This is a genomic window from Brevibacillus gelatini (genome assembly GCF_050920745.1).
Taxonomy (GTDB): domain Bacteria; phylum Bacillota; class Bacilli; order Brevibacillales; family Brevibacillaceae; genus Brevibacillus; species Brevibacillus gelatini.
Window position 1 is genome coordinate 1400439 of sequence record NZ_CP154342.1, and the last position, 25859, is coordinate 1426297.

14 protein-coding genes are annotated in these 25859 nt (G+C 54.9%); 8 read left to right on the forward strand and 6 right to left on the reverse strand.

Annotated elements, in window-relative coordinates:
* Positions 1-191 precede the first annotated feature (191 nt).
* From AAFJ72_RS07015 to AAFJ72_RS07035, 5 genes are all read left to right on the forward strand, one after another.
* The gene (locus AAFJ72_RS07015; protein ID WP_432776563.1) at positions 192-1040 is read left to right on the forward strand and encodes a hypothetical protein; all 849 of its coding nucleotides are present in this window, start codon (positions 192-194) and stop codon (positions 1038-1040) included.
* 179 nt (positions 1041-1219) lie between these two features.
* A complete protein-coding gene (locus tag AAFJ72_RS07020) occupies positions 1220-2590 on the forward strand; it encodes a sugar phosphate nucleotidyltransferase (protein ID WP_432776564.1) in 1371 nt (456 codons plus the stop codon).
* Positions 2587-3690: a CDP-glucose 4,6-dehydratase gene (rfbG, locus tag AAFJ72_RS07025; RefSeq protein WP_432776565.1), complete on the forward strand. Its 1104-nt coding sequence runs from the start codon at positions 2587-2589 to the stop codon at positions 3688-3690. Before AAFJ72_RS07020 ends, rfbG begins: the two co-directional genes overlap by 4 nt.
* Positions 3687-4454 carry a glucose-1-phosphate cytidylyltransferase gene (gene rfbF, locus AAFJ72_RS07030; RefSeq protein WP_432776566.1) on the forward strand — a complete coding sequence of 256 codons (768 nt, stop codon included), beginning with the start codon at positions 3687-3689 and terminating at the stop codon, positions 4452-4454. Before rfbG ends, rfbF begins: the two co-directional genes overlap by 4 nt.
* 30 nt (positions 4455-4484) lie before the next feature.
* Positions 4485-5393 (forward strand): NAD-dependent epimerase/dehydratase family protein, encoded by a 909-nt coding sequence (locus AAFJ72_RS07035; RefSeq protein ID WP_432776567.1) that lies wholly within the window; start codon positions 4485-4487, stop codon positions 5391-5393.
* Positions 5394-5448: 55 nt separating this feature from the next.
* Here the strand turns inward: AAFJ72_RS07035 and AAFJ72_RS07040 are convergent, their stop codons facing one another.
* From AAFJ72_RS07040 to AAFJ72_RS07065, 6 genes are all read right to left on the reverse strand, one after another.
* Positions 5449-6876, reverse strand: a complete 1428-nt coding sequence (locus AAFJ72_RS07040) for an FkbM family methyltransferase (protein WP_432776569.1) — start codon at positions 6874-6876, stop codon at positions 5449-5451.
* 24 nt (positions 6877-6900) lie between these two features.
* Entirely contained in the window at positions 6901-8007 is a 1107-nt protein-coding gene (locus tag AAFJ72_RS07045; RefSeq protein WP_432776571.1) for a glycosyltransferase family 4 protein, read from the reverse strand.
* The gene (locus AAFJ72_RS07050; protein WP_432776572.1) at positions 8004-8960 is read right to left on the reverse strand and encodes a GDP-L-fucose synthase family protein; all 957 of its coding nucleotides are present in this window, start codon (positions 8958-8960) and stop codon (positions 8004-8006) included. Before AAFJ72_RS07050 ends, AAFJ72_RS07045 begins: the two co-directional genes overlap by 4 nt.
* A 30-nt stretch (positions 8961-8990) precedes the next feature.
* Positions 8991-10232: a glycosyltransferase family 2 protein gene (locus AAFJ72_RS07055; protein ID WP_432776573.1), complete on the reverse strand. Its 1242-nt coding sequence runs from the start codon at positions 10230-10232 to the stop codon at positions 8991-8993.
* Positions 10232-11215, reverse strand: a complete 984-nt coding sequence (locus AAFJ72_RS07060) for a GDP-mannose 4,6-dehydratase (RefSeq protein ID WP_432776574.1) — start codon at positions 11213-11215, stop codon at positions 10232-10234. Before AAFJ72_RS07060 ends, AAFJ72_RS07055 begins: the two co-directional genes overlap by 1 nt.
* Before the next feature lie 253 nt (positions 11216-11468).
* Complete coding sequence (locus tag AAFJ72_RS07065) at positions 11469-13217, reverse strand: phospho-sugar mutase (protein WP_432776575.1); 1749 nt, start codon at positions 13215-13217, stop codon at positions 11469-11471.
* A gap of 298 nt (positions 13218-13515) precedes the next feature.
* On the opposite strand from AAFJ72_RS07065, the gene AAFJ72_RS07070 reads away from it, so the two are divergent.
* From AAFJ72_RS07070 to AAFJ72_RS07080, 3 genes are all read left to right on the forward strand, one after another.
* Positions 13516-14484, forward strand: a complete 969-nt coding sequence (locus AAFJ72_RS07070; RefSeq protein WP_432776576.1) for a GDP-mannose 4,6-dehydratase — start codon at positions 13516-13518, stop codon at positions 14482-14484.
* Between the two features lie 418 nt (positions 14485-14902).
* The gene (locus AAFJ72_RS07075; protein ID WP_432776577.1) at positions 14903-24868 is read left to right on the forward strand and encodes an Ig-like domain-containing protein; all 9966 of its coding nucleotides are present in this window, start codon (positions 14903-14905) and stop codon (positions 24866-24868) included.
* Positions 24865-25854 carry an RCC1 domain-containing protein gene (locus AAFJ72_RS07080; RefSeq protein WP_432776578.1) on the forward strand — a complete coding sequence of 330 codons (990 nt, stop codon included), beginning with the start codon at positions 24865-24867 and terminating at the stop codon, positions 25852-25854. The genes AAFJ72_RS07075 and AAFJ72_RS07080 overlap by 4 nt, the downstream gene beginning before the upstream one ends.
* The last annotated feature ends 5 nt before the right edge of the window (positions 25855-25859 follow it).

The following is a 25859-nucleotide window of genomic DNA, read 5'->3' on the forward strand; positions in this document are numbered from 1 at the left end:
GGCAGTCCATGCAAAAATGCGATCATGCTACATTACGATATGAACGCGGCAGATAGCGGGAAACAGGTGTAATCCCCCAATCTCTCGTACAGGAAGGGGGATTTAGGCAGCAGGCACAAGCAGTGGCCGTTTCCGCCGCAGCAGAAGGCGCATAAAGTGAAGGAAAATGACTGAACAGGAGGGGTGCACCGATGTCCTTGCCTATCATTTTCATGCACAGGGGCGATGACGACTATTTAGCTTACAGCTTGCGGCAAGCAAAGCTCAGCAACCCCCAATCTCCCGTCTACCTGCTCGGCAAAGAGGCGAACCGCAAACACGCTGCTCCAGGCATCATCCATGTTCCGCTGGATTCGTACATGCAGGCGGCGCAAATGTTTGCGAAGGTGTATCGACACATGCATGTCATGAGCTACGGATATAATCTGTTCTGTTTTCAGCGCTGGTTTATTCTCCGCGACTTCATGCGCAAAAACGGGCTGCAAAGCTGTTTTTACCTCGACTCGGACGTGATGCTCTACGCCAACGTCAATCAGCCTGAGTTTCAATCGTTTTCCATGGAGTTCGCGTGGACAAGTTTCATAGACTTGAATACGCTGGATCGCTTCTGCAACATGACGATGCAATATTTTGTGAACCCGCAAATGTTTCCGGTGCTCGTGCAAAAGACGCTCGAATTCGACCAGGTGATCGAAGGGGTGCCGCTTGTGTCGGATATGGTGCTTTTCCTGCTTTACTTCCGCTCTTACTCCGGCAGGCAGCATACGCACGGGTCGTTTGGCGATGCCTTTTTTGACGAAAATGTGAATCGCCCGCTCTGGGCCGAGAGTCTGGCAGGCAAGAAAAAAGTGTATGCGATCGACGGGAAGCTTTTCTGCAAGGATTTGGCCAGCGGTGCATTCAAGCGGCTGTATTCGCTGCATTTTCAAGGGCTGACGGCCAAAAGCTACATGAAAGACTTCTGGTTCCCGCACATTCCGCATGAGCCGGGAATCTACTTTTACGACTACGCCGCACGCAGGTGGACCGAGCAGACGTGAGGCGTTGCCATCCGCTAGAGGCCATGCCCCGACCGATCGCGTCGGGGCGTTTGTCTTGCAGGCGCGGTTTGCGTGAAAAAGCGGGAGAACAGACCATTTTCACTCGCAAAACGGTCATCCTCTATCATCGTTTCATATGATGATGCATGCATGAAGTATAACGGACAGAGGTGGCCTGGATGAAACTGGTGTTGCTGTCGGGCGGTTCGGGCAAAAGACTGTGGCCGCTCTCCAACGATGTTCGTTCCAAGCAGTTTTTGAAGCTGATTCGCAATGGGGAAAGCGAGCCGGAGTCCATGGTTCAGCGGGTGTGGAGGCAGCTTGCTGCCAATCAATGCATGGATATGGCCTATATTTCGACGAGTCAATCGCAGGTGGATCTCATCTACAACCAGCTGGGGCCGAATGTGCCCTTGATTTTGGAGCCACAAAAAAGGGATACGTTTCCCGCGATTGCCTTGATTGCAAGCTATTTGCACAGTGTCGAGCACCTGGGGCCAGACGAGGTTGTCACCGTCATGCCCGTCGATTCGTTTGTGGAGGAGCATTTTTTTCAAAAGCTCAAAAGTCTGGAGCGCGTCATCATGGAATCGAAAGCAGAGCTTGCGTTGATGGGAGTCGCGCCGACGTATCCTTCCACCAAGTACGGCTATATCGTTCCGGTCCAGAAAAAAAGCGGCCCGCAAAGCTCTCTGCAGGTCGAGCGTTTTACCGAGAAGCCTTCTGTGGAGGCGGCAAACAGGCTGCTTGCGCAGGGCGCGCTGTGGAATTGCGGCGTCTTTGCGTTTCGCCTGGGCTATTTGCTGGGCGAATTGCAGAAGAGAAAGCTGCCCGTCGACTACGACGAGCTGGCTGCGCGCTATCTGGAACTGCCGAAAATCAGCTTTGATTACGAGATTGTCGAGAAAGCCAGGCATGTCGTGGTCGTGCCATACGAAGGCCACTGGAAGGACCTTGGGACGTGGAACACATTGACAGAAGAGATGAGCGACAGCTCGGTTGGGCAAGTGCACCTGGTAGAGAGTACCAACACGCACGTCATCAATGAGTTGGACTTGCCGATTGTCACGATTGGCGTCTCTGATGTCGTGGTAGCTGCCAGCCCGGACGGGATTCTGGTCGCGGCAAAAGACAAAAGCCATGTCGTCAAAGACATCGCCAACGACTGGTCGCGGCGGCCGATGTTCGAAGAGCGCAGATGGGGCTGGTACCACGTCTTGCAGTTTCAGAAAATGAACGACAAGGTCGAGGTGTTGACCAAGCAGCTTCACCTGCACGCGGGAAAAAATTTGAGCTACCAATACCATCACTTTCGCAGCGAAGTCTGGATGATCGTGGAGGGCGAGGGCGATTTTGTCCTGAATGACCGTCTGCGTCGCGTCAAGCCGGGCGATGTGGTCGAAATCCCGGTAGGTGCCAAGCATGCGATCAAGGCGGTCAGCGACCTGGATATTATCGAGGTGCAAATGGGCAGCAAGCTGGTCGAGGACGACATTGTGCGGCTGGGCATGAGCTGGCACGACATTATGGAAATGGTCAGTGAAGCATGATGCGGCCAGACGCGACCTTTTGGCAAGGAAAAAAAGTGTTTCTGACAGGGCATACCGGCTTCAAAGGCGCGTGGATGTGCCTTTTGCTGCATACGCTCGGCGCACAGGTGACTGGATACGCGCTGCCGGCGCCGACAAAGCCCAGTTTATATGAGCTATGCCGCATCGACTCGTTGATTCATTCCGTGACAGGCGACATCCGCGAACGCAAAAAGCTGACGGATACGCTGCTGTCAGCCCGTCCCGACATCGTCATCCACATGGCTGCCCAGCCGCTGGTCGGGGTGTCGTACGTCGAGCCTGTCGCCACATACGAGACGAATGTGATGGGCACGGTCTATTTGCTGGAAGCGGTTCGTGCTGCGCGAGAGACAGGTATTCCGATCAGGGCGCTCGTCAACGTCACTACCGACAAATGCTACGAAAACAAGGAGTGGACGTGGGGGTATCGGGAGGTGGACACGCTGGGCGGGCACGATCCGTACTCGAACAGCAAGGCGTGCGCGGAACTGGTGACCGCCTGCTACCGGGCTTCCTTTTTTCAGGGGGGAGAAGCGCAGGAAAAGGTGCCGCCCATCGGGATTGCAACGGCACGGGCAGGAAATGTCATCGGCGGTGGCGACTTTACGCCTGGCCGACTGGTTCCCGATTTGCTGGACAGTCTGCTAGGCGGCAAGCCGATCCAGCTTCGTCAGCCACAGGCGATCCGACCCTGGCAGCATGTACTGGAATCGCTGCACGGCTATTTGCTGCTCGCACAAAAGCTGTACGAAGATGCCCCGCGCTACTCGTCGAGCTGGAATTTCGGGCCGAATGCAGACGATGCCAAAACCGTCGAATGGCTGGCTGCGCGGCTGTGTGCAAAATGGGGAGCACAGGCAACCTATCACATCGCAGAGCGCGTCGCCTACCATGAGGCGACATTCCTGAAGCTGGACAGCACCAAGGCGAGAGAGCTGCTGCGCTGGCGGCCGCACTGGACGGTCGAGCAGGCGCTGGATCGCATCGTGGAATGGACAAGAGCCTACCAGCGAAACGAAGACACGCGGCAAGTGTGCCTGGCGCACATTGAGCAATACAGGAAGGAGGGGGGGCCGTGAAGGTCGTCATACTGGCCGGCGGGTATGGCACGCGAATCGGCGAAGAATCACAGCTTCGGCCGAAACCCCTGATTGAAATCGGGGAAAAGCCGATCATTTGCCATATCATGTCCATCTACTCCAGGTACGGGTACAACGACTTCGTGATTTGCCTTGGCTACAAAGGCTATATGATGAAAGAGTATTTCGCCCATTATTTTTTGCACCAGTCGGATGTGACGTTTGATTTTCGCCAGGGAAATGAAGTCATCTTGCACAATCGCTGTCGCGACCCGTGGCGGGTGACTTTGATCGATACAGGCAAGGATACGATGACGGGTGGCCGGATCAAGCGCATTCAGCCGTTCATTGGCGACGAGCCGTTTATGCTCACGTACGGCGATGGAGTAGGCAACATTGACATCTCCGCACTCGTTGCCTTTCATCAGTCCCATGGCAAGCTGGCGACGATTACCGCTGTGCAACCTCCTGGAAGATTTGGGGCGCTCGATCTTTCTGCCGACGGACAGGTCAATGGTTTCCGGGAAAAGCCGAATGGCGACGGAGGCTGGATCAATGCCGGATTTTTCGTTTTGCAGCCAGAGGTTTTTGACTATCTTGCTGACGACACGACGGTATTTGAGCAGGGACCGCTGGAGCAGTTGGCGCAGGAAGGAAATCTGGCCGCGTATCGGCATACGGGCTTTTGGCATCCGATGGACACGATGCGCGACAAAAATTACCTGGAGTCTCTATGGAGAAGTGGAAAAGCGGAGTGGAAGTAGCAGACGAGGACAAAGCAAAGGGGGCCGAGCATGAAAGTATTGCTCACCGGAGCGACAGGCTTTTTGGGCAGCCATCTGGCGCGCGCGCTGCTTGCGGAAGGGCATCAGGTGACGATCTTGAAGCGGAGCACCTCGGATTGCTCCAGGTTGGCAGATATTGCTAGTGAGCTTGCCGCTTGCGATGTGGACGCGGCGGACCTGCTTTCGGCTTTTTCCCGGCACGGTCCTTTTGACGCCGTCATGCATGCTGCAACCGCTTACGGACGCAGGGGCGAGTCGGAAGCGGCGCTGGTGGAAGCCAATGTGCTGTTTCCGCTGCGCCTGCTTCGTGCTTGCTGCGAGTATGGAACCGGGCTGTTTGTGAACACGGATACGTTTTCCCGTGCATCCCTGGCCTTTGGCGCGACGCATCTGGCGGGCTATCATCTGACGAAAAAGCAGTTTGCGGAATGGGGAGCGCATGCAGCCGTCCAGTACGGGCTGACGTTTGCCAATATGCGCCTGGAGCACGTGTACGGGCCGGACGACCAGCCTGACAAATTCATCCCGTACGTCATCCGCCAATGCTTGCAGGACGGAGCCAGACTTGCCCTTACTTCCGGCGAGCAGAAGCGCGATTTTGTGTATGTGACGGACGTGGTGGAGGCGTATTTGCTTCTGCTGCGGCAAAAAGACTCGCTCCCCAAAGGAGCGTATCTGGAATATCAGGTGGGAACGGGCAGAGCGACTGCTGTCCGCGAGCTGGTGGAAAAAATCCATTCGCTGACCTGCTCGACGGCACAGTTGCAATTCGGAGCGCTGCCGCAGCGGCCGGGGGAGCTTATGTGCTCACAGGCCGACACGCGCAAGCTCCGTGAGCTTGGCTGGAAGGAACGGGTATCACTGGAGCAAGGACTGACGATGCTTCTGCAAAAAGAGACAGCGAAAAATGGAAAATAACCCGGTTGCCCCCACGTCGTGGGTACGCAGCCGGGTATTTTTTGTCCCAAAATCATCAAAGCAGGAACGTTTTGTTTGTGCAAAACAGGTCGCCATGAAGCGGCTTGATGGCATCGATCAGTTGGGGGTACGAGGTGATATTCATCAGTTCGCCGTCCCGCTTTATCAGGTACAGATGCGAGTAGAGAGCAAACAAGCGGAGGAACAGCTCGTTCGGGTCCTTGCCGAAATACCCGCGCAAATTGTCAGGATTGAACTCGATGACCAGATCGGGGTCAAACTTTTGGAAAGTCTCTATTCCCCCCTGCAATACCTGAATTTCGGCGCCTTCCACATCGAGCTTAATCAGATCAATGCGCGACAGGCCGCGGTCAGAAACCCAGTCATCCAGGCGCGTGCAAGTGATCGTGTTGGTGGCAGCAGAGGTCGCTTCGCTGGCGATAAACGACCAGCCTCCCCCGCGATCCACCTCGCAAAACTCGATGATGCCGTTCCGGTCAAATACGCCGAGCGGAACAGGCTCTACGTTGCTTGCGCCATTGTCGTTGAGCGTTTGCTTCAAAAAGGCGAGGTTGACGGCAGAAGGCTCGAACGCGTACACCTTGCCGCGCGGCGCCAGATAGCTGAGCGCAAGCGAGATCGTGCCGAGATTGGCCCCGATGTCCAGGCACGTGTAATCCGGCTGGACGACGCGCTTCAGGACGTTGAGAACGTAATCTTCGTAGAGACCGTCCGCTATTTCGATGTAATGCAAGACGCTCTGGTCGGACGAGCTGCCATGCACGAGAAACGATTTTTCGTCAAAAGGCAGGCGGAAGGTGACGGTTTTTTGCGCATCTTGCGGGATGGGCGCGTAGATGCGGATAATGTCGTCCTTGACCTCGAAGTGCAGATCGGGGCGCAGGTCCAAAACGTACTGCTTCAACTCGGCGATGGTCGGATAGTCGTTTAGCAGTGGGTTTGAGCCGATGAAGCAGCGCGCGTCGTCGATCAGAATGACGTGATTGCGCACAGGATGGGACAGGATGGCCGCCAGTTCTTCCAAAATCGGTGTATCCAGATCGCCTTTGGCGGAATCGGTCGACAGCGGGATGTAATGTCCGTCCAGCCAGAACAGGCAAGGCTCCGTAATGGAAGCGAGCAACTCGGGGAGCACCTTGGCGCTGTCTCCGTGCAGGATGGAGATGTGCTGGTCGGCGGCAAAATGGGTTCTGGCGGCGAGGTACAGGTCAGGGTCCAGTTCAATGGAATAAATGCGCGAGAACACGTCCTTTTGCGCGGCCACCATGTAACCGCGATACGTGCCTGTCTCAATGAAGGTGCGAATCTGATGGCGTTTTCCATACTCGGTGACGGCTGCGGTTTTGACCTCGTACGGCGGGCATTCCAGCAGCCAGAAATCCCACGTCTCCTGAGCGGTGAGGGGAAAAGGGATGCGCAACTCCTGTTGCCACACCCGGCGGATTTCTTCCATACGTGACATGAGCATGCTCCTTTCGTGAATCCGTTATTTTCCTGCGATCTGGTGCAAGATAGCGAGGGTTTGCTGCGCGCATTTGGACCAGGAAAACTTGCTCGCCTGCTGCAAGCCTTTGGCGATGAGCGCAGCGCGTACATGCTCGTTTTGCACTTCGACCATTTTTTGCGCGATGTCTTCAGGAGAATTCGGGTCGAATGTCAAGGCTGCGTCTCCGACGATTTCGGGAATGCTGCCGCTGCTGGAGCAGATGATCGGCAGCTCGCTTCGCATCGCCTCAACCAGCGGGATTCCGAAGCCTTCAAACAGGGAGGGGAAGCAGAGGAAGTTCGCGTTGCGGAACAAATACGGCATTTCCTCCTGCGGAATGTAATTCAGCCACGTAATCTGGTCGGACAACTGGTGCTGTTTGATCGTCGCCATGACCTGCCTGTGCGCTTCCTGCGGCGCTCCGGTGAACACCATGTGAATTTTCAGCTTGTGCTCGTCGCGCAAATAGGCGAGTGCCTGCAACAGCGAGACGTGGTTTTTGTGCCACCACGTGTTGGCCGGATAAAAGCCGTAATGCGCAGGCAGGTTGTATTTTTGCCGGACAAGCTGATTTTGCGTCTCGTCAAACGGCAAGGTGAACTCATGCGCTGAGTCGAGATGGATGGCGTGTATGCGATGCGGCGGCACCCCGAACTTGGCGATCATGCTCTCCCGCGAGTATTCCGACAAGGTCAGGACGGCATTGGCCTTGAGTGCGGAGGACTGGTAGGTCGCCTTGCGCCACTGCAAGGACTTCTCGTCGAAAAACTGCGGGTAAAATTCGTGCTGGATATCGGGAATGTTGATGACGCTCGGTATGGTGACATCGTACGGGTTCAGCACCAAAAGCGGGCAAAACCACAGATCGAGGCGGAGGCTGCGAATCCAGCTGTGGAACTGCTTGTGCGCATCGATGTGGTCGTGCATCATCACCTTCATTATTTTCGGGTGATTGGGAAAGGTGTGGTAGTTGGTTTTGCTCAAAAACAGGAACCATTGGTTTTGATCGCCGCTTTGTATGGAGTACGCCAGCAGATTGCGCACGTACTGCTCCATCCCGCCGATTTTTCCGGGAATGCAGGCAAGCAGGTTCACTCCGATTTTCACGGTGTTTTCACCCCTTCATCGCGCCTGTGCTGGCGGTACCAGTCGATTGTTTGCTGCAGGCCCGCGATCAGCGGTGTCGTAGCGGTAAAACCGAACGCGGCTCTGGCCTTATCTGTTGCGAGCTTTCGCCGCGGCTGTCCGTCGGGCTTGCTGGCATCCCAGACGATCCGCCCCTCGTACCCGCACAGCTTTTGAATCGTCTCAGCCAGCTCGCGAATCGTCATTTCCTCGCCAGAGCCGATGTTGACCGGATCAGAGGAGTTGTAGTGCTGGGTGGCAAGCACGATCGCACGCGCAGCATCCTCTACGTAGATGAACTCGCGGGTGACGTTGCCTGTGCCCCAGAGAACGATCTCGTCCTTGTGCTGTTCCTTGGCTTCCAGACATTTGCGGATGATGGCGGGAATGACGTGGGATGTCTCCAGATCAAAATTGTCGTGGGGACCGTACAAATTCACGGGCAGCAAGAAAATGGAGTTGAAGCCGTACTGCTCGCGATACGCCTGGGATTGCACCAGCATCATTTTTTTCGCCAGGCCGTACGGGGCATTTGTCTCCTCCGGATAGCCGTTCCACAGGTCTTCCTCCTGAAAAGGAACAGGGGCAAACTTCGGATAGGAGCAAATCGTCCCGATGGCAACAAACTTTTCCACGCCAAACAATCTCGCCTGCTCCATGAGCTGTGTGCCCATCATCAGGTTGTCGTAAAAAAATTTGCCGGGGTTTTTTTGATTGGCGCCGATCCCTCCTACGACAGCAGCGAGATGGATGATGATGTCCGGGGCAAACGTCTGCAGCATGTGGACGATGTCGGCTTCTTTGCGCAAATCAAAGTCGCGGCTTCGCGGCACGAACAGGTGCTTGCAGTGCAGGGCTTCAAGCTTTTTTAGCACATGCTTTCCGAGAAAGCCTGCTCCGCCGGTTACGACGATTCGTTGGTCCGACAGATTCATGAAAGCAACACCTTCCTTTCGCGGATGTGGTCACAGCGAAGGGACTGGATTCCTGTTTTTCAACAGCCAGTCAGCTACCTTTTGGGGATTTGTTTTGTAGTGCACATAAAACTGGTACTCTTGCGCGGAGAGTGGAAACACGTTCTGAACCTGAAAGCTGACAGTGCCGTTGTTTTCTGCCGCTTCGCTGTCCGGGAGTGCTTGCTGGCGGCTGCAAACAAGCTCGACAAACGAGTTGGCTTCACTGACAGGAACCGGAATGCTCGTTTCAAACGGCCCGGCCGGAATGACATGATGGGCAACAGGAGCATGGTTGACCATGACATGCACGTGAACGGGCTGATCGAACAGCGGATTCACGCCTTTGATGAGCAGGGCGTGCAGCGGCTGGGCCGGATCGACATGCAGGTGCAGCCGGTAGCGCGGCGGAACCCAGGAAGACGGGTAGCGGTTGCTGTCCACGAGAATCGGCGTGTTGCCAAAAACCCGGTAGCTTTTGAACAGGTCGAGGTACCAGAACACCCCTTTGCCTGGGTAGTGCGTCAAAAAATGGTACAGCCAATGATTGGCAACAGTGCCAAAGTGGCGGACGCTGGCCAGCAAAATCTCAGGCAGACCGAGATCGACCTCCAGCGCAATGGATTTACAGGCAGGATGCAGGCGGGAGGCGGCGAGAAAGTCTTGGATGTGACCGACTGCATACGATTTGGAGATGCGCATCCATAAATCGTAGTCCATGCAATAGTGCAAGTTTTCATCGACGCCTCCGACCGCCTGGAACACCTCTTTGCGGATAAAGGCAGCCGGCTGGCAGATAATGCAAAACAGAAACAGCGCCTGGCGGGAAAACGGCTTCGTCGGGTAGACACTGGTGATCTTGTCCTCGGCGTTGATGTGCAGGGCGTTGCCGTACACCATGGCCCAGTGCGGATTGGCTGTCAGGGCGTTCACTGCTTTTGTGACGGCTCCAGGCATGTATTTGTCGTCGGAGTTCAACCAGCCGATGATTTGTCCGTTCACAAACGCCAGGCCTTTGTTGATCGCATGCGACTGGCCGCGATCCGGCTCGGAAATATAGCGGAAACGGTCCCCCAGATGCGTGTACTCCCGCAAAATATCCACCGTACCATCGGTAGAGCCGCCGTCGACGACGATGTGCTCGATGTTCGGATAGTCCTGGCTCAAAACACTCTCGATTGTTTGGCGGATATAAGCGGACTGATTGAACGAAGGCGTGATGATACTGACCAGCGGCAAGTCATGATGTCCCATTAGCCTCCCCCCTTTGTTCGCGCTTGGGCTTGCAACGTGTCCCGCCAGTATTGCAGCAGGTCGCGCATGGTCTGGTGGAAGGGAATTTCCGGCTTCCAGCCCGTTTGCTCGCAAAAAGCGGTGGCGTCGCCGAGCAAAACCTCTACGTCAGAAGGGCGCAGTCGTTTTGGATCGACCAAAATCTGGACGGGTGCAGAGGTAAAAGAAAGCAGCGTATCCAACACTTCCTGGATGGTGCGCGTGCTTCCCGAAGAAATGTTGTAGACACTCCCGGGCACGCCCCGTTCCAGTGCGAGCCAGTACGCTTTGACGACATCGCGCACATCGGTAAAGTCGCGCCTTGCTTGCAAGTTTCCGACGTACACATGCGGGGGCTGCAAGCCAAGCTCGATCTGGGCAATTTGCTTGGCGAAGTTCGAGGTGACAAACCGCTCGCCCCGCCGCGGCCCCGTATGGTTGAAGGTGCGGGTGCGGACAATCGACAATCCGTAGCTTTGATAATATTGGTAGCCGAGAAAGTCCTGCGCGATCTTGCTGACGGCGTATGGACTTTGCGGACGCAGCGGGTTCGTTTCTTGCACAGGCAATTCATCCGGATAAACAAGGCCGTATTCCTCACTGGAGCAAGCCACCTGGATTTTGCACGGAATACCTGCCATTCGGACGGCTTCAAAAATATGCAGCTGGCTGACGATATTGTTCATCAATGTTTCGGCGGGAAAACTCCAGGAGGCGGGGACGAAGCTTTGGGCAGCGAGGTGGTAAATGTGTTCCGGCTTGATCTGGGCAATCATCTTCTCGACAGCTTCGCGGTCCTGCAGTTCGCATTCTACAAGCCGGATGCGGTCTGCAATATGTGCGATATGGTCCATCCGGCTGCGTGCCCGGTAGGTTCCGTAGATTTCGACGTCGCCGCGCGCGAGCAGGTACTCTGCCAAATGGCTGCCGGCAAAACCGGTAATGCCGGTAATCAAAGCTTTCAAGAGGCGTCCCCCCTTGTTCGTGATGGTTTGGCGAAAGCAGGCGAACCGCCTGAAAAGCGAGAAAGCAGATGCTTTATATATAGTAAAAACATGCACAGACTGGCACGGCGAATGTCTTTTGCGCACACGACCGTTTGCAGGGCGCATGCAAGTAGAACGGGCAGTTGCTGTCCGCCTTTTTCGCCTTTTTATGGAACAAGGGGAGCAAGTGACCAAGTCTTTTGGCTGCATCGCAAATACGATGAAGAGAAGACTAGACGGGCAGCAGTTGCTGCAAATAGGCAAGTACGGCTTTTTTTATGTCCGAGAGTGCTTGCAGGGCAGCCGCCTCTGAGGTGTTCTTGACGCCAAAATACAGCTTCATTTTCGGTTCCGTGCCGGATGGGCGGATGCAAAACCAGCCCTGCTCGCCCAGCGTGTACTTCAAGCCGTCGCTTGCAGGCAGCGATAAAGGCTCCGTCCCGTTCGTTTCTTTATGCCAGCGCTTGCCGTGCAAGTAGTCGTCAATCGAGGTCACATGGCGGCCTGCGACAGATGCCAACGGCTTGCTGCGCAAAGCGGCGAGGATGGCGGTCATGGTTTCCATTCCGTCTTTGCCCGGATACGTGATGGAGACGAGATCCTCCCGGTAGTGCCCGTACTTTTCGTACAGCTCCTGCAAGCGTTGGTACAGGCTGGATCCTTTCGCGAGCAGGCAGGCACAGGCGTCAGCAAGCAGAAAGGCCGCCTGCACCGCGTCTTTGTCCCGGACAAAATCGCCGCGCAAATAGCCGCAGCTTTCCTCCAGACCAAACAAAAACGCATGCGTGCCGCTTTGCGCGAACTCGTGAATTTTTTCCCCGATGTATTTGAAGCCGGTCAACGTATCAATTGTGGCAACGCCGTAGTCGGAGGCGATTGCCCGCACCATTTCCGAGGTGACGACGGTTTTCACGACGGCTGCCCGGGCTGGAAGTGTCCCCGCCTTTTTTTCCTGTGTCAAAATATAGTCGAGCAGCAAGACGCCTGTCTGATTTCCGTTCAGGATGACGTGCTGGTTCGGCCCTGTCCGGACGGCCACTCCGAGCCTGTCTCCGTCCGGATCGGTGCAGATAATGAGGTCTGCGCCTTTTTTACGCGCCTGCTTCAGCGCCATCCGGAAGCTTTCCGGCTCCTCCGGATTGGGTGTCGCGACTGTTGGAAACAGCGGATCAGGTTCAGCCTGCCGGGAGACGACATGTACCTGTGTAAAGCCAAGCGCTTGCAGCCCTTGCGTGATCGGTGCAAGGGTCGTACCGTGCAAGGGGGAGAAAATGATTCGCGGCTGATGCGTGCAAAGGGCGAGCTCGGCGGCGGGAAGGCGCAGTTGTTTTTGACAGGTCATGTAGGCGGCAAACACTTCGTCGCCGATCATGTGTAATAGTCCGCGGTCCATTAGCTCAGTCACTTCGCTCGTGCCGATTCGCAGTTCATCGCCTGCCTGCTCGATTTTGGCAAAAATTCGCGCGGCTGCTTCCGGCGGAATTTGTCCTCCGTCTGCGCCGTAAATTTTGTAGCCGTTGTATTCGGGCGGATTGTGGCTCGCCGTGATGACAACTCCTGCACTCGCACCCAAATGGCGGACGGCAAAAGAGAGCAGCGGCGTCGGGCAGAGCTGCTCGAACAGACAGGCTGTGATGCCGTAGTGGCCAAGCACTTTGGCCGTTTCCAGCGCGAACGTGTGCGAATGGGCGCGCGAGTCGTAGGCGATCGCCACCTTCAGCGCGGCCAGGTCCGTCTCCTGTTCAAGCAAGTGCAGGGCCAGGCCAGCCGTGGCTTTGCGGATCGTGTACAGGTTGATCCGGTTGATTCCCGGCCCCATCACCCCGCGCATTCCTCCCGTCCCGAAGGCAATCGGCTTGTAAAAGCAGTCCTCCCGTTTTTTTTCGTCGCCTTCCAACTGTTCGAGCTGGCGGCGAAGCTCCGGTTCCAAGTCCGGGTATTCCTTCCAGCGTGTATAATGTACCTGCCAATCTGTTGTCATGGTTGTCTTCACTCCCACCGATAAATGCAGATCGTTGCTTTAGGATATTACCGGGCGCGGAGGGGAGTGAAGGCTCCGGGCAAAATTGCTGCCGGCTGTGGCCGTCCACCGGGGCGGATTCGAACCGGGCAGCAGGAAGGTACGCAAAACATTTGCCAGTCGGCTTGCATATAAATAAAACAGTGCGAAATGAGCCGTGCCGGACAGTGTGCAGGAGCCAGCAAGGCAAGCCGCACACATTTTGGATGGCGGAGGGCAGTTGGCTTGCTGCAATGGCAACGAGGGGGAGAGGTGGCCGATGAAAACAGCTTTCCTTACAGGAATCACCGGACAGGACGGCGCGTATTTGGCAAAATTTTTGCTGGAAAAGGGCTATCGTGTGGTAGGACTGGTGCCGCGTCGCAGCACCGTGGACCGCTGGCGGCTGGAGTATTTGGGCATCGCCGATGAGGTGGAGTACAGGGACGGAGACATTTTGGACCTGGCGTCCCTGATGAGGGCGCTGAAGGCAACGCAGCCGGATGAAGTGTATCATTTGGCGGCGCAAAGCTTTGTCGGCTCCTCGTGGGAGCAGCCGATTTTGACCGCACAGTCTACCGGGATGGGGGTCTTGCACGTACTGGAAGCGATCCGCGAGACGAATCCGGCTATCAAGATGTATCAAGCTTCCTCCAGCGAACTGTACGGGCTCATCCAGGAGCCGCAGCAATCCGAGAAAACGCCTTTTTACCCGCGCAGTCCGTACGCTGTATCCAAGCTGTTCGGGTACTGGATGACGAAAAACTATCGCGAGAGCTTCCAAATGTACTGCTGCAACGGCATTTTGTTCAATCATGAATCCCCTTTGCGCGGGCTCGAATTTGTGACCCGAAAAGTGACACACGCCGTCGCCCGCATCGTCGCCAAAAAGCAAAACGAGCTGCGGCTGGGCAATATCCACGCGAAGCGCGACTGGGGCTTTGCGGGCGATTTTGTAGAGGCAATGTGGCTCATGCTGCAACAGGAGAAGCCGGACGACTATGTCATTGCCACCGGAAAAACATCAACGGTCGAGGACATGTGCAAAATCGCCTTTGATTACGTCGGGCTGAACTACAAGGATTATTTGGTGATCGACCCGGACCTGTACCGCCCGGCAGAAGTCGATGTCCTTTTGGGCAACCCGGAAAAAGCAAAGCGGGAGCTGGGCTGGGCGCCAAAGACAAATCTGGTTGAGTTGATTCACATGATGGTCGAGGCTGATTTGCGGCGAGTGGCGAAGGGGTAGAGGAGCCGGAGGGGAGAGGGACGGTCGCTATCACCTGCATGGTTGTTTTTTTGTGCAAAAACGGAGCGGTTGGTGTTGCCCGTGTTCATGATCGCAAGCAACACTTCCGTTTCAAACTGGCGTTATCAAGGTGTGGTAAAAGAGAGTAGAGAAAGACGTTCCTGGAGACAGGGGCGTTTTTTTTGTTGCAGCTGAGCGGATTTTAAAAAAAGGGAAAATGACAAATAAAATGTTGTTGAACCAATTTTAGTAATTCATTATAATTCAATCTGTGCGTTTTTAGGAATATTTTACTATTTTTGTTCTGTTGTTGAAGTTATGCCAGAAAGAAAGGGGGTCTTTTGAACGAGACAAGCTGGCTGAATAGCGGGCATACAAGCAGGCAAATGAAAACTAGGAAAGATGAGGAGTTACCGGAATGAACCAGAAATTCATCCGTCTTGTCAGTGTTTGGCAAGCATTCTTGTTCGTTTCGCTCTTGCTTCTGCAACTGGTTCCCGAGCATGCAGGGGCGAGCGCAAACAGCAAGACGTACTTGATTGGCTTTAAAAACAGCGAGAAGGCTACGGTGAGGGCGATCCAGCGCTCGTCCGTGCAACAGCTCAGTCCAAAGGTGATGGTAGCCAAACTGACGGAAGGCGAGAAGCAGGCGATGGAGCAAGACCGCAACGTCGTCTACATCGAGGAGGACAGCGCCACTGAGCTTGCGGCAACAGACCTGTCACAACACCAGCAAGTACCGTGGGGCATCGCGCATATCGGTGCGAATGCAGCTCGCAACAAGCAGTACATGGGGGAAAACATCAGGATCGGGATTTTGGATACCGGAATTTCCAGCCATCCTGACCTGGAAGTCAAAGGCGGCGTTTCCTATATCGAGGAAGAGCCTGGGTACAGCGATAACCATGGACACGGAACGGCAGTAGCTGGCGTGATCGCTGCCAAGGACAACGATTTCGGCATTGTCGGGGTCGCGCCAGAGGCGGAAATTTATGCGATCAAGGTGTTGGACCAAAAAGGACATGGCACCTACTCCAGCATGATTCAAGGGATTGAATGGGCGATTCAAAACAAGATGAACATTATCTCGATCAGCGCAGGCGGCTCTATCGACAGTCGGGCGTTGCACGACCAGATCAAAAGGGCCAATGACCACGGGCTTTTGGTCATTGCTGCGGCCGGGAACCGGGGAATTGGCGAAGAAACGGAGCTGTTCCCTGCCCAATATGCAGAGGTGTTGTCGGTTGGCGCAATCGACCAGGAAAACCAGCGCGCCGATTTTTCCAGCGTCGGAAAAGGACTCGACCTGATGGCACCTGGCGTGGACATCATGAGCACGGGGCTTGCCGGGGGCTATCAGACGAGCTCGGGCACATCTTTGGCTGCACCGCACGTAGCCGGGGCGGCGGCAGTGATCTGGTCTGAGAAGGAAAAGACGACGAATCATGAAGTGCGCAAACTATTGACTGAGAGCGCTACCCCGCTCGGAGAGTCCCGTTTTTACGGAAAAGGGCTGCTCAACCTGGAAGCGGCTTTGGGAGAAGAGGAAGAGGGGAATACTGAGATCGAATCGTTGCACTCTTCTGTCAGCGAGCTTCAGTTGGAACAAGGGGAAAACCGCCAGTTGAAAGTGACAGCGGAGCGAACAGACGGCACGGTTCAGGACGTGACCGGGCAAGCCAGCTATACGAGCGAGAATGAACAAATCGCCAAGGTCAATCGCTCTGGTCTGGTCAGCGGTATCGGAATCGGCGAAACAAAAGTGATCGCACAGTTTGCAGGCAAGGCAATCGAGATTGCTGTCAAGGTGCGTGAGGCTGCTCCCTTAACGCCGATTGGCGGGCTGGATCGACCGGAAAACGGCGAACTGGTCAGCGGACTGTACGAGGGAAAAGGCTGGTATCTTGACCCTTCCGGCGTAGCGCAAATCCGCATCTTGGTGGATGGAGTCCCGGTCGGTGAAGCGCAGTACGGCGACCCGCGGCCAGACCTGGAGGCAAAATATCCGGCCTACCGCAATGCGCATGCTGGCTTTCATTTTTCACTGGATACTCGTGACATGACACCTGGAGCGCATACGCTTGCAGTCGCCATCGAAAATACGCGGGGAGAGCAAACGCTTATCGAAGGGACGACGTTTTACATTGGCGACAGCCCCATGGCGGAGGGCTTGCAGGCAGATGTCAAGCGGTTGGAGCTTGCTCCCCGAAAAACGCATCAGCTGCTGATTTCCAACATTTTGCCTGATGATACGGTAACAGACGTGACGGAACTTTCGACTTATGTTTCGTCGGATGAAGGGGTTGCTACGGTCAGCGATACCGGCCTGGTGCAAGCCATCGGGGAGGGAACGGCGACTGTAACAGTCTCCTACGAGGACAAAACGCTGTCCATCCCCGTCCACGTAGTAACGGAAGCTACACTCACACCGCGCTGGGAAGTGGAAAAACCAGCAGATCAGGCGACAGTACGAGGCATGGCTTTTATCGAGGGCTGGTATCTCGATCCGACGGGGGTGGCGAGAATCGCGATTGATCTGGACGGCGAGCGATGGGGAGAGGCCCAAACCGGACTGGCTCGACCTGACGTCGTAGCTGCACATCCCGAGTATAGAGATCTGTATGCTGGGTTTCGATATGCTTTGGATACGACAACACTCCTGGAAGGGGCACATGTGCTGAAAGTAGCGGCGGTCAGCAACGACGGCACGGAGCGCGTGCTGGCTGAGCGAACGGTGCTGGTCGAACGGGAAGAAGCGGCGACAGGCATTGTGTCGAGCATGAGCAAAATCGAGGTCATCCAGGGAAAGACGCAGCAGTTGGGCATTTCCGCGCTGCTTCCAGACCAGCGAGTAAAGGACATCACGAAAGAAGCTAGCTATAACGTAGAAAATCCAGCCTTGGCGAGCGTATCGCCTGCCGGACTTGTAACGGGGCTGGAACCAGGGCAAACAACGATTACTGTTCATTATCAAACACATACACTGGCGATCCCCGTCCAGGTGAAAGCTGCAGCAGAGTTGGCGCATGGCGGGATCGACAGCCCGCAAGACAACGCCACGATCAGCGGCGTTTACCCGGTGACTGGCTGGTTTTTTGCCTCTGGCGGAGTGGCGAGTGTTGAGGTGCTGGTGGATGGAGCAGTGGCAGGAGAAGCCACGTACGGCATTGCTCGTCCAGAAGTCGAGATTACGGATGTCTCCACGTCGGCAAGAGACATCGGCTTCCATTACAGCCTTGATACCGGGCGATTGCTGGAAGGAACACATACGCTTGCGGTCAGAGGAACAGGCAAGGACGGCAAGCAGACGATCATTGGCACGAGAAGTGTTCAAGTCGTCCAGTTGCTGCCTGCGACAGCGCTCAGTGTGAACAATACGGAGTTGCGGCTTCCGCAGGGAAAAAAACATCAGCTTGCGGTCATGGCAGTCCTTGAAGATCAGAGCAAGCACGATGTCACGAAGCTGGCTTTGTACACAGTGGACAACGCAGCAGTGGCGAAGGTCAGTCCAGAGGGTCTGGTAACGGCAGTCGCCCAGGGAACGACAAGCGTAACGATCCGATACGGAGAGCTGAGCGTCCAGATTCCTGTTACGGTCACGGAATCAGAGCCGTTGCAAGCGACAGGAGAAATCGAGACGCCCGTTAACGGTGCGACTGTGCAAGGCTCCACGACGGTAGCCGGCTGGTTTTTATCATCTGCTTCCATCTCCCGCTTGGACGTTTTGCTCGATGGAGCCGTCATCGGAACAGCAACCCAAGGGATCTCTCGGCCAGACATCGCATTGCTGCATCCCGATTATAAAAACAGCCATGCCGGGTTCAGCTATGCGCTTGACCTGTCCGGGTTGCCAACGGGCGAGCATACGGTTGCCGTAATCGCCATCGATCAGGAAGGTGTGCAGCATCCTTTGCCGGAAAAACGCTTCGTGATCGGGCAGACACCAGCAGTACAGCGCTTGCAGTACGGGGATCAGCCTGTCGTCTTGCCGAAGGCTTCGAGCAAGAGCTTGACGATCACGGCCATCCTGGAGGATCAAAGCGCAAGGGACGTCACAGGTGAAGCGAAGTATGCGCATGAGCATGCTGACGTCATTCACGTCAGTCCATTGGGAGTCGTGACAGGACTGAAAGTCGGCATGGCCAACGTCGTTGCCAGCTACGGTGGGCAAACGGTAACGATTCCTGTCGTGGTAACCGAGACAGAAGTCGAGTCTCAGCAGGCAAAAGGCCAGTTGGAGCATCCGTTCGAGCACGCTGTCATTGGCGGCACGACCACGCTGCAAGGCTGGATCCTGGACCAGGCGGGAATCGACAAAGTGGAAGTTTTTGTAGATGGACAACTCCAGGGCACGGCCGAATACGGAGAGCCGCGTCCTGACATTAACGCGCTATATCCGCACTACCGTCAGGCTAACGCAGGATTTCGCTATCCGTTGGACACGCTGAAATTTTCCGAAGGGGCGCACAAAATTACCGTGCGAGCGACCAACAAAGAGGGCATCGAGAGCGTTGTTCTGGGAAGGGAAGTGACGATTGGTCCCGTTGCCACGCTGACAGCCAACCTGACCGGGATCGAACTGGAAAAGGACAAGTCAGTCGCCTTGCAACTAACGGCAACGCACCGCGACGGTAGCACGAAGGACGTAACTGCGGAAGCGGCGTACGTCATCCAGGATGCGCTGGTTGCCAAAGTCGATGCGTCAGGCGTTGTGACTGCCCTTGCTTCGGGCCATACGACGATGACGGTTACTTATGCGGGTATCGTACTGACCATCCCCGTCCAGGTGCAGGGCGAGGGCGCAAGCACGGGCGGAGCCATCGACACCCCGGCGGACCAAGAAGTGGTGAGCGGACAGTATAACGTCACCGGCTGGTTCGTGCCGGCGGGCGAAATGGAAAAAGTGGAAGTGCTGCTGGATGGGCAGCTCCTTGGCGAAGCCACCTACGGGCTGGACAGACCTGACGTGCTGCGCACGCATCCGGAGAGCAAGGTGCAAAAGCCAGGCTTTGCCTATTTGCTGCAAGCGGACCAGCAGCCAACAGGCGAGCACAAGCTGACCGTGCAAGTCACGGAAAAAGACGGGAAGCAAACGAGTATGGAGAAGGCGATCACCATTGTCGAGTCCATTCCCGAGGTGTACACGTATTGGTTGCAATTTTCCAATCAGCAGGGGAAAAACAACTGGTCTTATCTGGAAGCAAACGGAGAGAGCTACACCGAGCTTGTCTGGGATGCCCAGGCGGAGGAATGGAAAAGCGAGCAAGGGGATACGGCAATCGGAAATACATGGCTGAAAATAGGCGGTTCGGAGCCGATCATTCGCTGGGAGGCGCCGCGCTCCGGGAAAATTCACGTCAGCGGCTGGGTTTCGATGGTTGACCTGACCGAAGGAGATGGCGTCAACGTTCGCATTCTGAAAAACGACGAGCAAATCTGGCCTGCGTCTGGTTGGCAGTCCATCGAGCACGACGATGAGGTCGGCGTGGAGTTCTCGGAGGAGTTGCAGGTTGAGGCAGGAGACAAGCTTTCGTTTCAAGTGAACGCCAAGGAAACCGACACGGGCGACCTGCTCAAGTGGACGCCGGAAATTCGCTACTTGTCCACCGAGATTCAGGATAACGCTGCTCCCCAAGTGTATTTGACCACCCCGGTAGCCGGAAAAGTCATCAGTGAGGTAAACGGGGAGGATGTCATTATTTTGTCCGGGCAGGTGCTGGACCCGAACATAAGGGATCAGGTCAGCGTCTGGTATCAAATTGACGACCAGGAAGCTCGCCAGATTGCGCTGTTCACGGCTTCCGAGCAGGCGCACTCCTTCTTGTATCATGTGCCCGTGCAAAATTTGAACCCGGACGATTTGTACTCCTTAAAAGTTTGGGCCGTCGACCAGAAAGCACAAAAATCGCAGGTAGAGAAGCTCGACTTCCGTCTGGATATGCGGGCGCAAGCGAAGGAAAAAGACCCGATTTTTATAGATGCCACCTGGAAGACTCCCCGAGCTAACGAGGAATTTAGCAAGGGACAAAAAGTGATGCTCACCTGGGAGTATCCAAGTGTGCCCCGCTATAGCCAATACTACGAAAAGATTACCGGACAGGAACTGACGATTTACATCACGCAGAGTGGCATGGTTACTCCTTCGATCAAGAAAAAATTGTCCGCGCAAGCTCGGTCGTATGAATTTGACACTTCTTCGCTCGTGAAAAATGCCAAGGTGGAAGCGCGGCTTCGGACGATCTTGGGTGATGTGCCGTCGTTCGTGGCAGGCTCCACGTCCAAAGTGAATTTCACTGTATTGGCCACGAATCAGCCGCCGATGTTGGAGGAGACGGAGCTCGTTACGATCGATGGTGGGCTGACTGGAATCGTCAAATACAGCATCAAGGAAAACGATGCGACCGACTTGATTGTCGCGAAAAAAATACGCGTCGGATTTACACCGGGCGGAAATGAGCTGGGCGAAAAAATGGAAGTCATTCCGGAGAAGGACCAGCAACGTCGCATCGTAGAGCGTTATCGTTTTCCGATCACGCAAGACATGTTGTTCAAGACGATTTATTGGACAGCGCAGGCTCAGGATAACCGCGGGGCGTGGACGGAGCCGGAGGTCAAATCTGCCCGCATGGTAGATGTGCTCCCCAAGCTGGCCATTTTTACGCCTGCCGTCAAGAAAACAATCGACGTGAGCGAGACATTTACGCTGGAAGGGACCTATGCGCGGCTGAACCCGGGAGAGATTATCTCTGGTAAAGTCAATTGGATCCAAGGAGCCAAAAAAATGACGGCAACGAGCACAGCCGGACATTGGCTGTTCAGCTGGACAGGAGCCGAACTGGGGGAAGACACGTATAAAGCGATTGAAGTGAGAAGCAGCGGCGGAAGTGTCGCGTTATATAACGGCGTCCTCACAGTGGAAAAGAAGCCGGGTGCTCCAACTATCGTGAACGTGGAAGCAGACGCAACTTCCATTAAAGTGTATTGGAACCCGGTCGCAGGGGCGACAAACTATGAGATCAGACTGGATAACAATGCGAGCAGGATGGTGAGTGGAACCAGCTACACGTTCTCCGGTCTTCAACCAGGCAGAGTTTACACCATTACGCTTTGGGCGATTAGCCAGTCCGGTATCAGCAGCTACAAAAGCTCGATCACTGTGGAGACGAAGCCTGCGGAAGGCAATTTCGTGCTGGTGCAGGAGAACAGCCCGATTCGCATGTACTTCCCTGCCAATCAGGCGAAGTACTTCAAGATCGTGGCGAAGACGAGCGGGACTTACCAATTTACGCTCAATAACGACTCCGGTGCCCCGGCCAATGCCAAAATTTCCATTTACCGAAGCGCGGCCTTGCTGGCCTCGGACCAAATTGCTGCGGGAGAGAACGGAATTGTCAGTGCGGCTTTTGTCGCGGGGAAAACGTATTATCTGCAAGTGGTTTCCAGAACCTCCCTGTATGCCACGCTTCTGGCCAAGGCAAATGCGGAAACCATCACGTTGAACCAGGCCAAGGAGATCACGATTCCGGCGGGTCAATCTGTCGAGTTTTCCATGAATGCGGTCGTTCCCGGCAAATATCGCATGGTGACTCAATTGAAAAATTCGAATGGCAAGTACCCGACAGTTACCTTGCTCGCCAACGGAACCATCGTGACTCCCAAGGAAAAGCCAAACGCAGCAGAAGTGGTGTACGAACTGGCGACGGGCACGTATACGATCAGACTCACCAACACAGAAAATACTCCCGCAAGCATCGTATTTACCGTCTATGCTCCGCTCGCTGGAGGGACGTTGTACGAATACGTCTACGATCAAAACAACCGCATTACCGCGATCAAGGAAAATGGCGCGATCAGTGTAAGCTTTACGCACGACGAGAATGGAAACCTTTTAAAAAGTGTAAAACAAACCGTTTCTCCGCCACCGGCGGCGACTGCCTTGAAGATTGATTTTGACAAAGTGGATTTGCCATCCGGCGGTTCCAAGTCGATCAAGGTGATGGCAACATTGGCAAACGGCAGCCAGGTGGATGTAACAGCCCAAGCCGTTTACGTCGTGGAGAATCCTTCTGTGGCGTACGTCAGCAATGGCCTTGTTTACGCAGTCAATGGCGGTACGACAAAGGTACAGTTGTACTACGGCGGCCAAACGAAAACAATGACGGTCACTGTGCAAGCGCCTGTTGTCCAGTTGTCGTCCATCAGCCTGAGCCCCAAGCAAACGACATTGACGGCAGGGCAAATCCAGCGCGTTTACGCGACAGCTTATTACACGGACGGAAGCAGCAAAGACGTGAACAGCGTTGCCAGCTTCCAGACCTCGAATCCGTCTGTCGCACAAGTGAGCAGTCAGGGTGTCATCACTGGAATCGCACCCGGCACAGCGACCATAACCGCTTCCTACAACGGAAAAAGCGCCACGGCTCAAGTCATTGTACAAGGCGCGTACCTTCAGGCGTTGAGAGCAACTCCCGCGCAACTGTCGCTTACGGCAGGAAACAAGGGGCAACTCAACATCGTCGCCACTTATTCCAATGGTGTCGAGGAAAATGTGACGCAGCAAGCAGAGTACACAAGTAATAACCCTGCGGTTGCCTCTGTCGAGAGCGGCGGAATCGTTACAGCGCGAGCAGCAGGTACGACGCAAGTAACGATCAGGTATGGCGGAAAGAGCACTACGGTTTCGGTCACGGTCTCGGGCAGCTTGGTCACCCTCGTGTCTGTGGGAGTCCAGCCGGAAGCGGTCAGCATCAAAAAAGGGGCCACCCAGCAGTTGGAGGTAAAAGCGACCTACAGCGACAACAGCGTGACCAATGTTACCAACAAAGCGGTGTATCAAAGCGCACATCCTGCGATTGCGACAGTTGCGGCCAACGGGGTTATTACGGGCGTCGCAGTCGGGTCAACGACGGTCACGATCACATTTGAAGGCAAGACAGTCGCGGTGCCAGTGCAAATCACCGAGGCCCAGGAGCCGGTGCAGAGCCTGACCGCAACTCCTGCCAGCCTGAATCTTTTGGCAGGAAAAACAGAGGGTTTGCAAGTGACAGCCACCTACCAAAACGGAAAGATCGCCGATGTGACCAAACAAGCGGTCTATGTAGCGCAAGATCCGACCGTCGCAACTGTTCAGGCAGACGGGCTCGTCACAGCCATCAAGGCAGGCAGCACAAGCATCCAGATTTCGTTTGGAGGAGTGAGCACCAGCGTTCCGGTAGCTGTCACAGTCGAAAACGCGCTTGTGGACATCAAGCTCGCACCAGAAGACATTGCGCTGCTGGAAAAAGAGACAAAACAGCTCGTCGTCAAGGCAGTGTATGCAGATGGAACCGAGACGGACATCACCGACAAAGCGCAATATACGGTAGACGACACAGCGGTTGCCACTGTTAGCGCGAGCGGACAGCTCACGGCAGGCAAAGCGGGTAGCGCTACGCTTGTGGTGGAGTATTCAGGGAAGCAGCGTAGTGTGGTGGTGAACGTGACGAAGAAAGTAGAGCCAGGCAGCCGAGTGCGTTCACTGTCGGCGGGCATGGGCTACACACTGGTGATAAAAGAGGATGGAAGCGTCTGGGCGACCGGGCGAAACGAAAGCGGACAACTCGGGGATGGAACCACACAGAATCGGGCGACCCCGGTTCCGAGCATGTTGGATATGACTGTCAAGCAACTGGAAGCCATCCCGAACGATGTAGATCTCCGGCCTATGCAAACGAAGACGTTACAGGTGATCGCAACATATGCAAATGGCAGCACGCAAGATGTAACCAAGCAAGTCAGCTATGAGATCAGTCAGCCGGAGCTAGTCCATATGTTCGTGCCAGGGGAAATTACTGCAGGAGCAAAAGAAGGGACTGTCATTATCACAATCCGGTATTACGATCAGCAACTGACAGTTCCGGTATACATCAGAGGAGCTGGCAAAAGAGCCGGGCAAATTGCAGCGGGCATGGGCTACACGCTTCTAGTGACAGAGGATGGAGGAAGCGTGTGGGCGACGGGGAGAAACGAGAGCGGACAACTTGGGGACGGAACTACGCAAAACCGGACATCTCTGGTGAAAAGCATGCTGGATGTTGCCATCAAGCAACTGGAAGCCATCCCGAATGCTGTGGAAATAGCCCCTCTGCAAACCAAGACGTTACAGGTGATGGCAACATATGCAAACGGCAGCACGCAAGATGTAACCAAGCAAGTCAGCTATGAGATCAGTCAGCCGGAGCTAGTCCATATGTTCGTGACAGGGGAAATCACTGCAGGAGCAGAAGAAGGGACCGTTACGATCACGATCCGGTATTACGATCAGCAACTGACAGTTCCGGTGCAAATAAAGGGTGCCATTCCGGTGCAGCCAATTGTACAGGAACAGGGGAGGGCAGCAAAATGACAGGACGTCGGTCATACGTCAAAAGATTAATGGGTTCTTTCATCATGGTAGTCACATTCTTTTTCCTGCTGCAAGAGATTGCTTATGCAGAAAGTAAAGTCCTCATGAGCGCTGCAGGACAGACTCACAGTCTCATCTTAAAAGAGGATGGAACCGTCTGGGCTTGGGGTGAGAACAGTAATGGACAATTGGGCGACGGGACAACCAGTTCCAAAAACACGCCTGTTCAGGTAAAAGGGCTCACAGAAATTATAAGCATTGCCGCCGGAAAAAGTTTTAGCTTGGCCTTGAAAGCAGATGGAACTGTTTGGGGGTGGGGATTCAATCGGAACGGCGAAGCGGGCGACGATACCCGAAAAGATAAAACCGTGCCCGTTCAAATAGCAGGTCTTGCGGACATTGTGGAGATTGCTGCCGGAGATGGGCACGCGCTGGTATTGTCGCGAGATGGCACGGTCATGGCTTGGGGAATCAATCATGCCGCTTTCTCGGTAAGCAGGAAACCAGTCAAGGTAGAAGGATTATCCGAAATCAAAAGTATCAAGGCTGGTGCGGCACATAGCATGGCGCTTAAACAAGACGGTACGGTTTATACGTGGGGAAGCAATTATTTTGGACAGCTTGGTTTGAACCATCTGAATCCGAGTGCTGCTCCAAAAAAAGTAGAGTCGCTCACCAATATACGCTCCATTGAAGCGGGTGCTAGCAGGAGCTTTGCGCTTACTATGGATGGACAAGTTTACGCATGGGGAGATAATTTGAACGGTGAATTGGGAGATGGCACTACTTTGGAGCGAAATACCCCTACTCTGATCCCGGAGTTAACCAATATCGAGCACATCTACGCGGGCCCTTTTGCGTCACACATTTTTGCTCAGGCAAAAGACGGAACGCTCTACGGTTGGGGAGCCAACGAGAACGGACAACTAGGCAACGGGACGACCACGTCTGGCAACAAGCCAGTAAAAATGATCTTGTTTCCCTAACCACC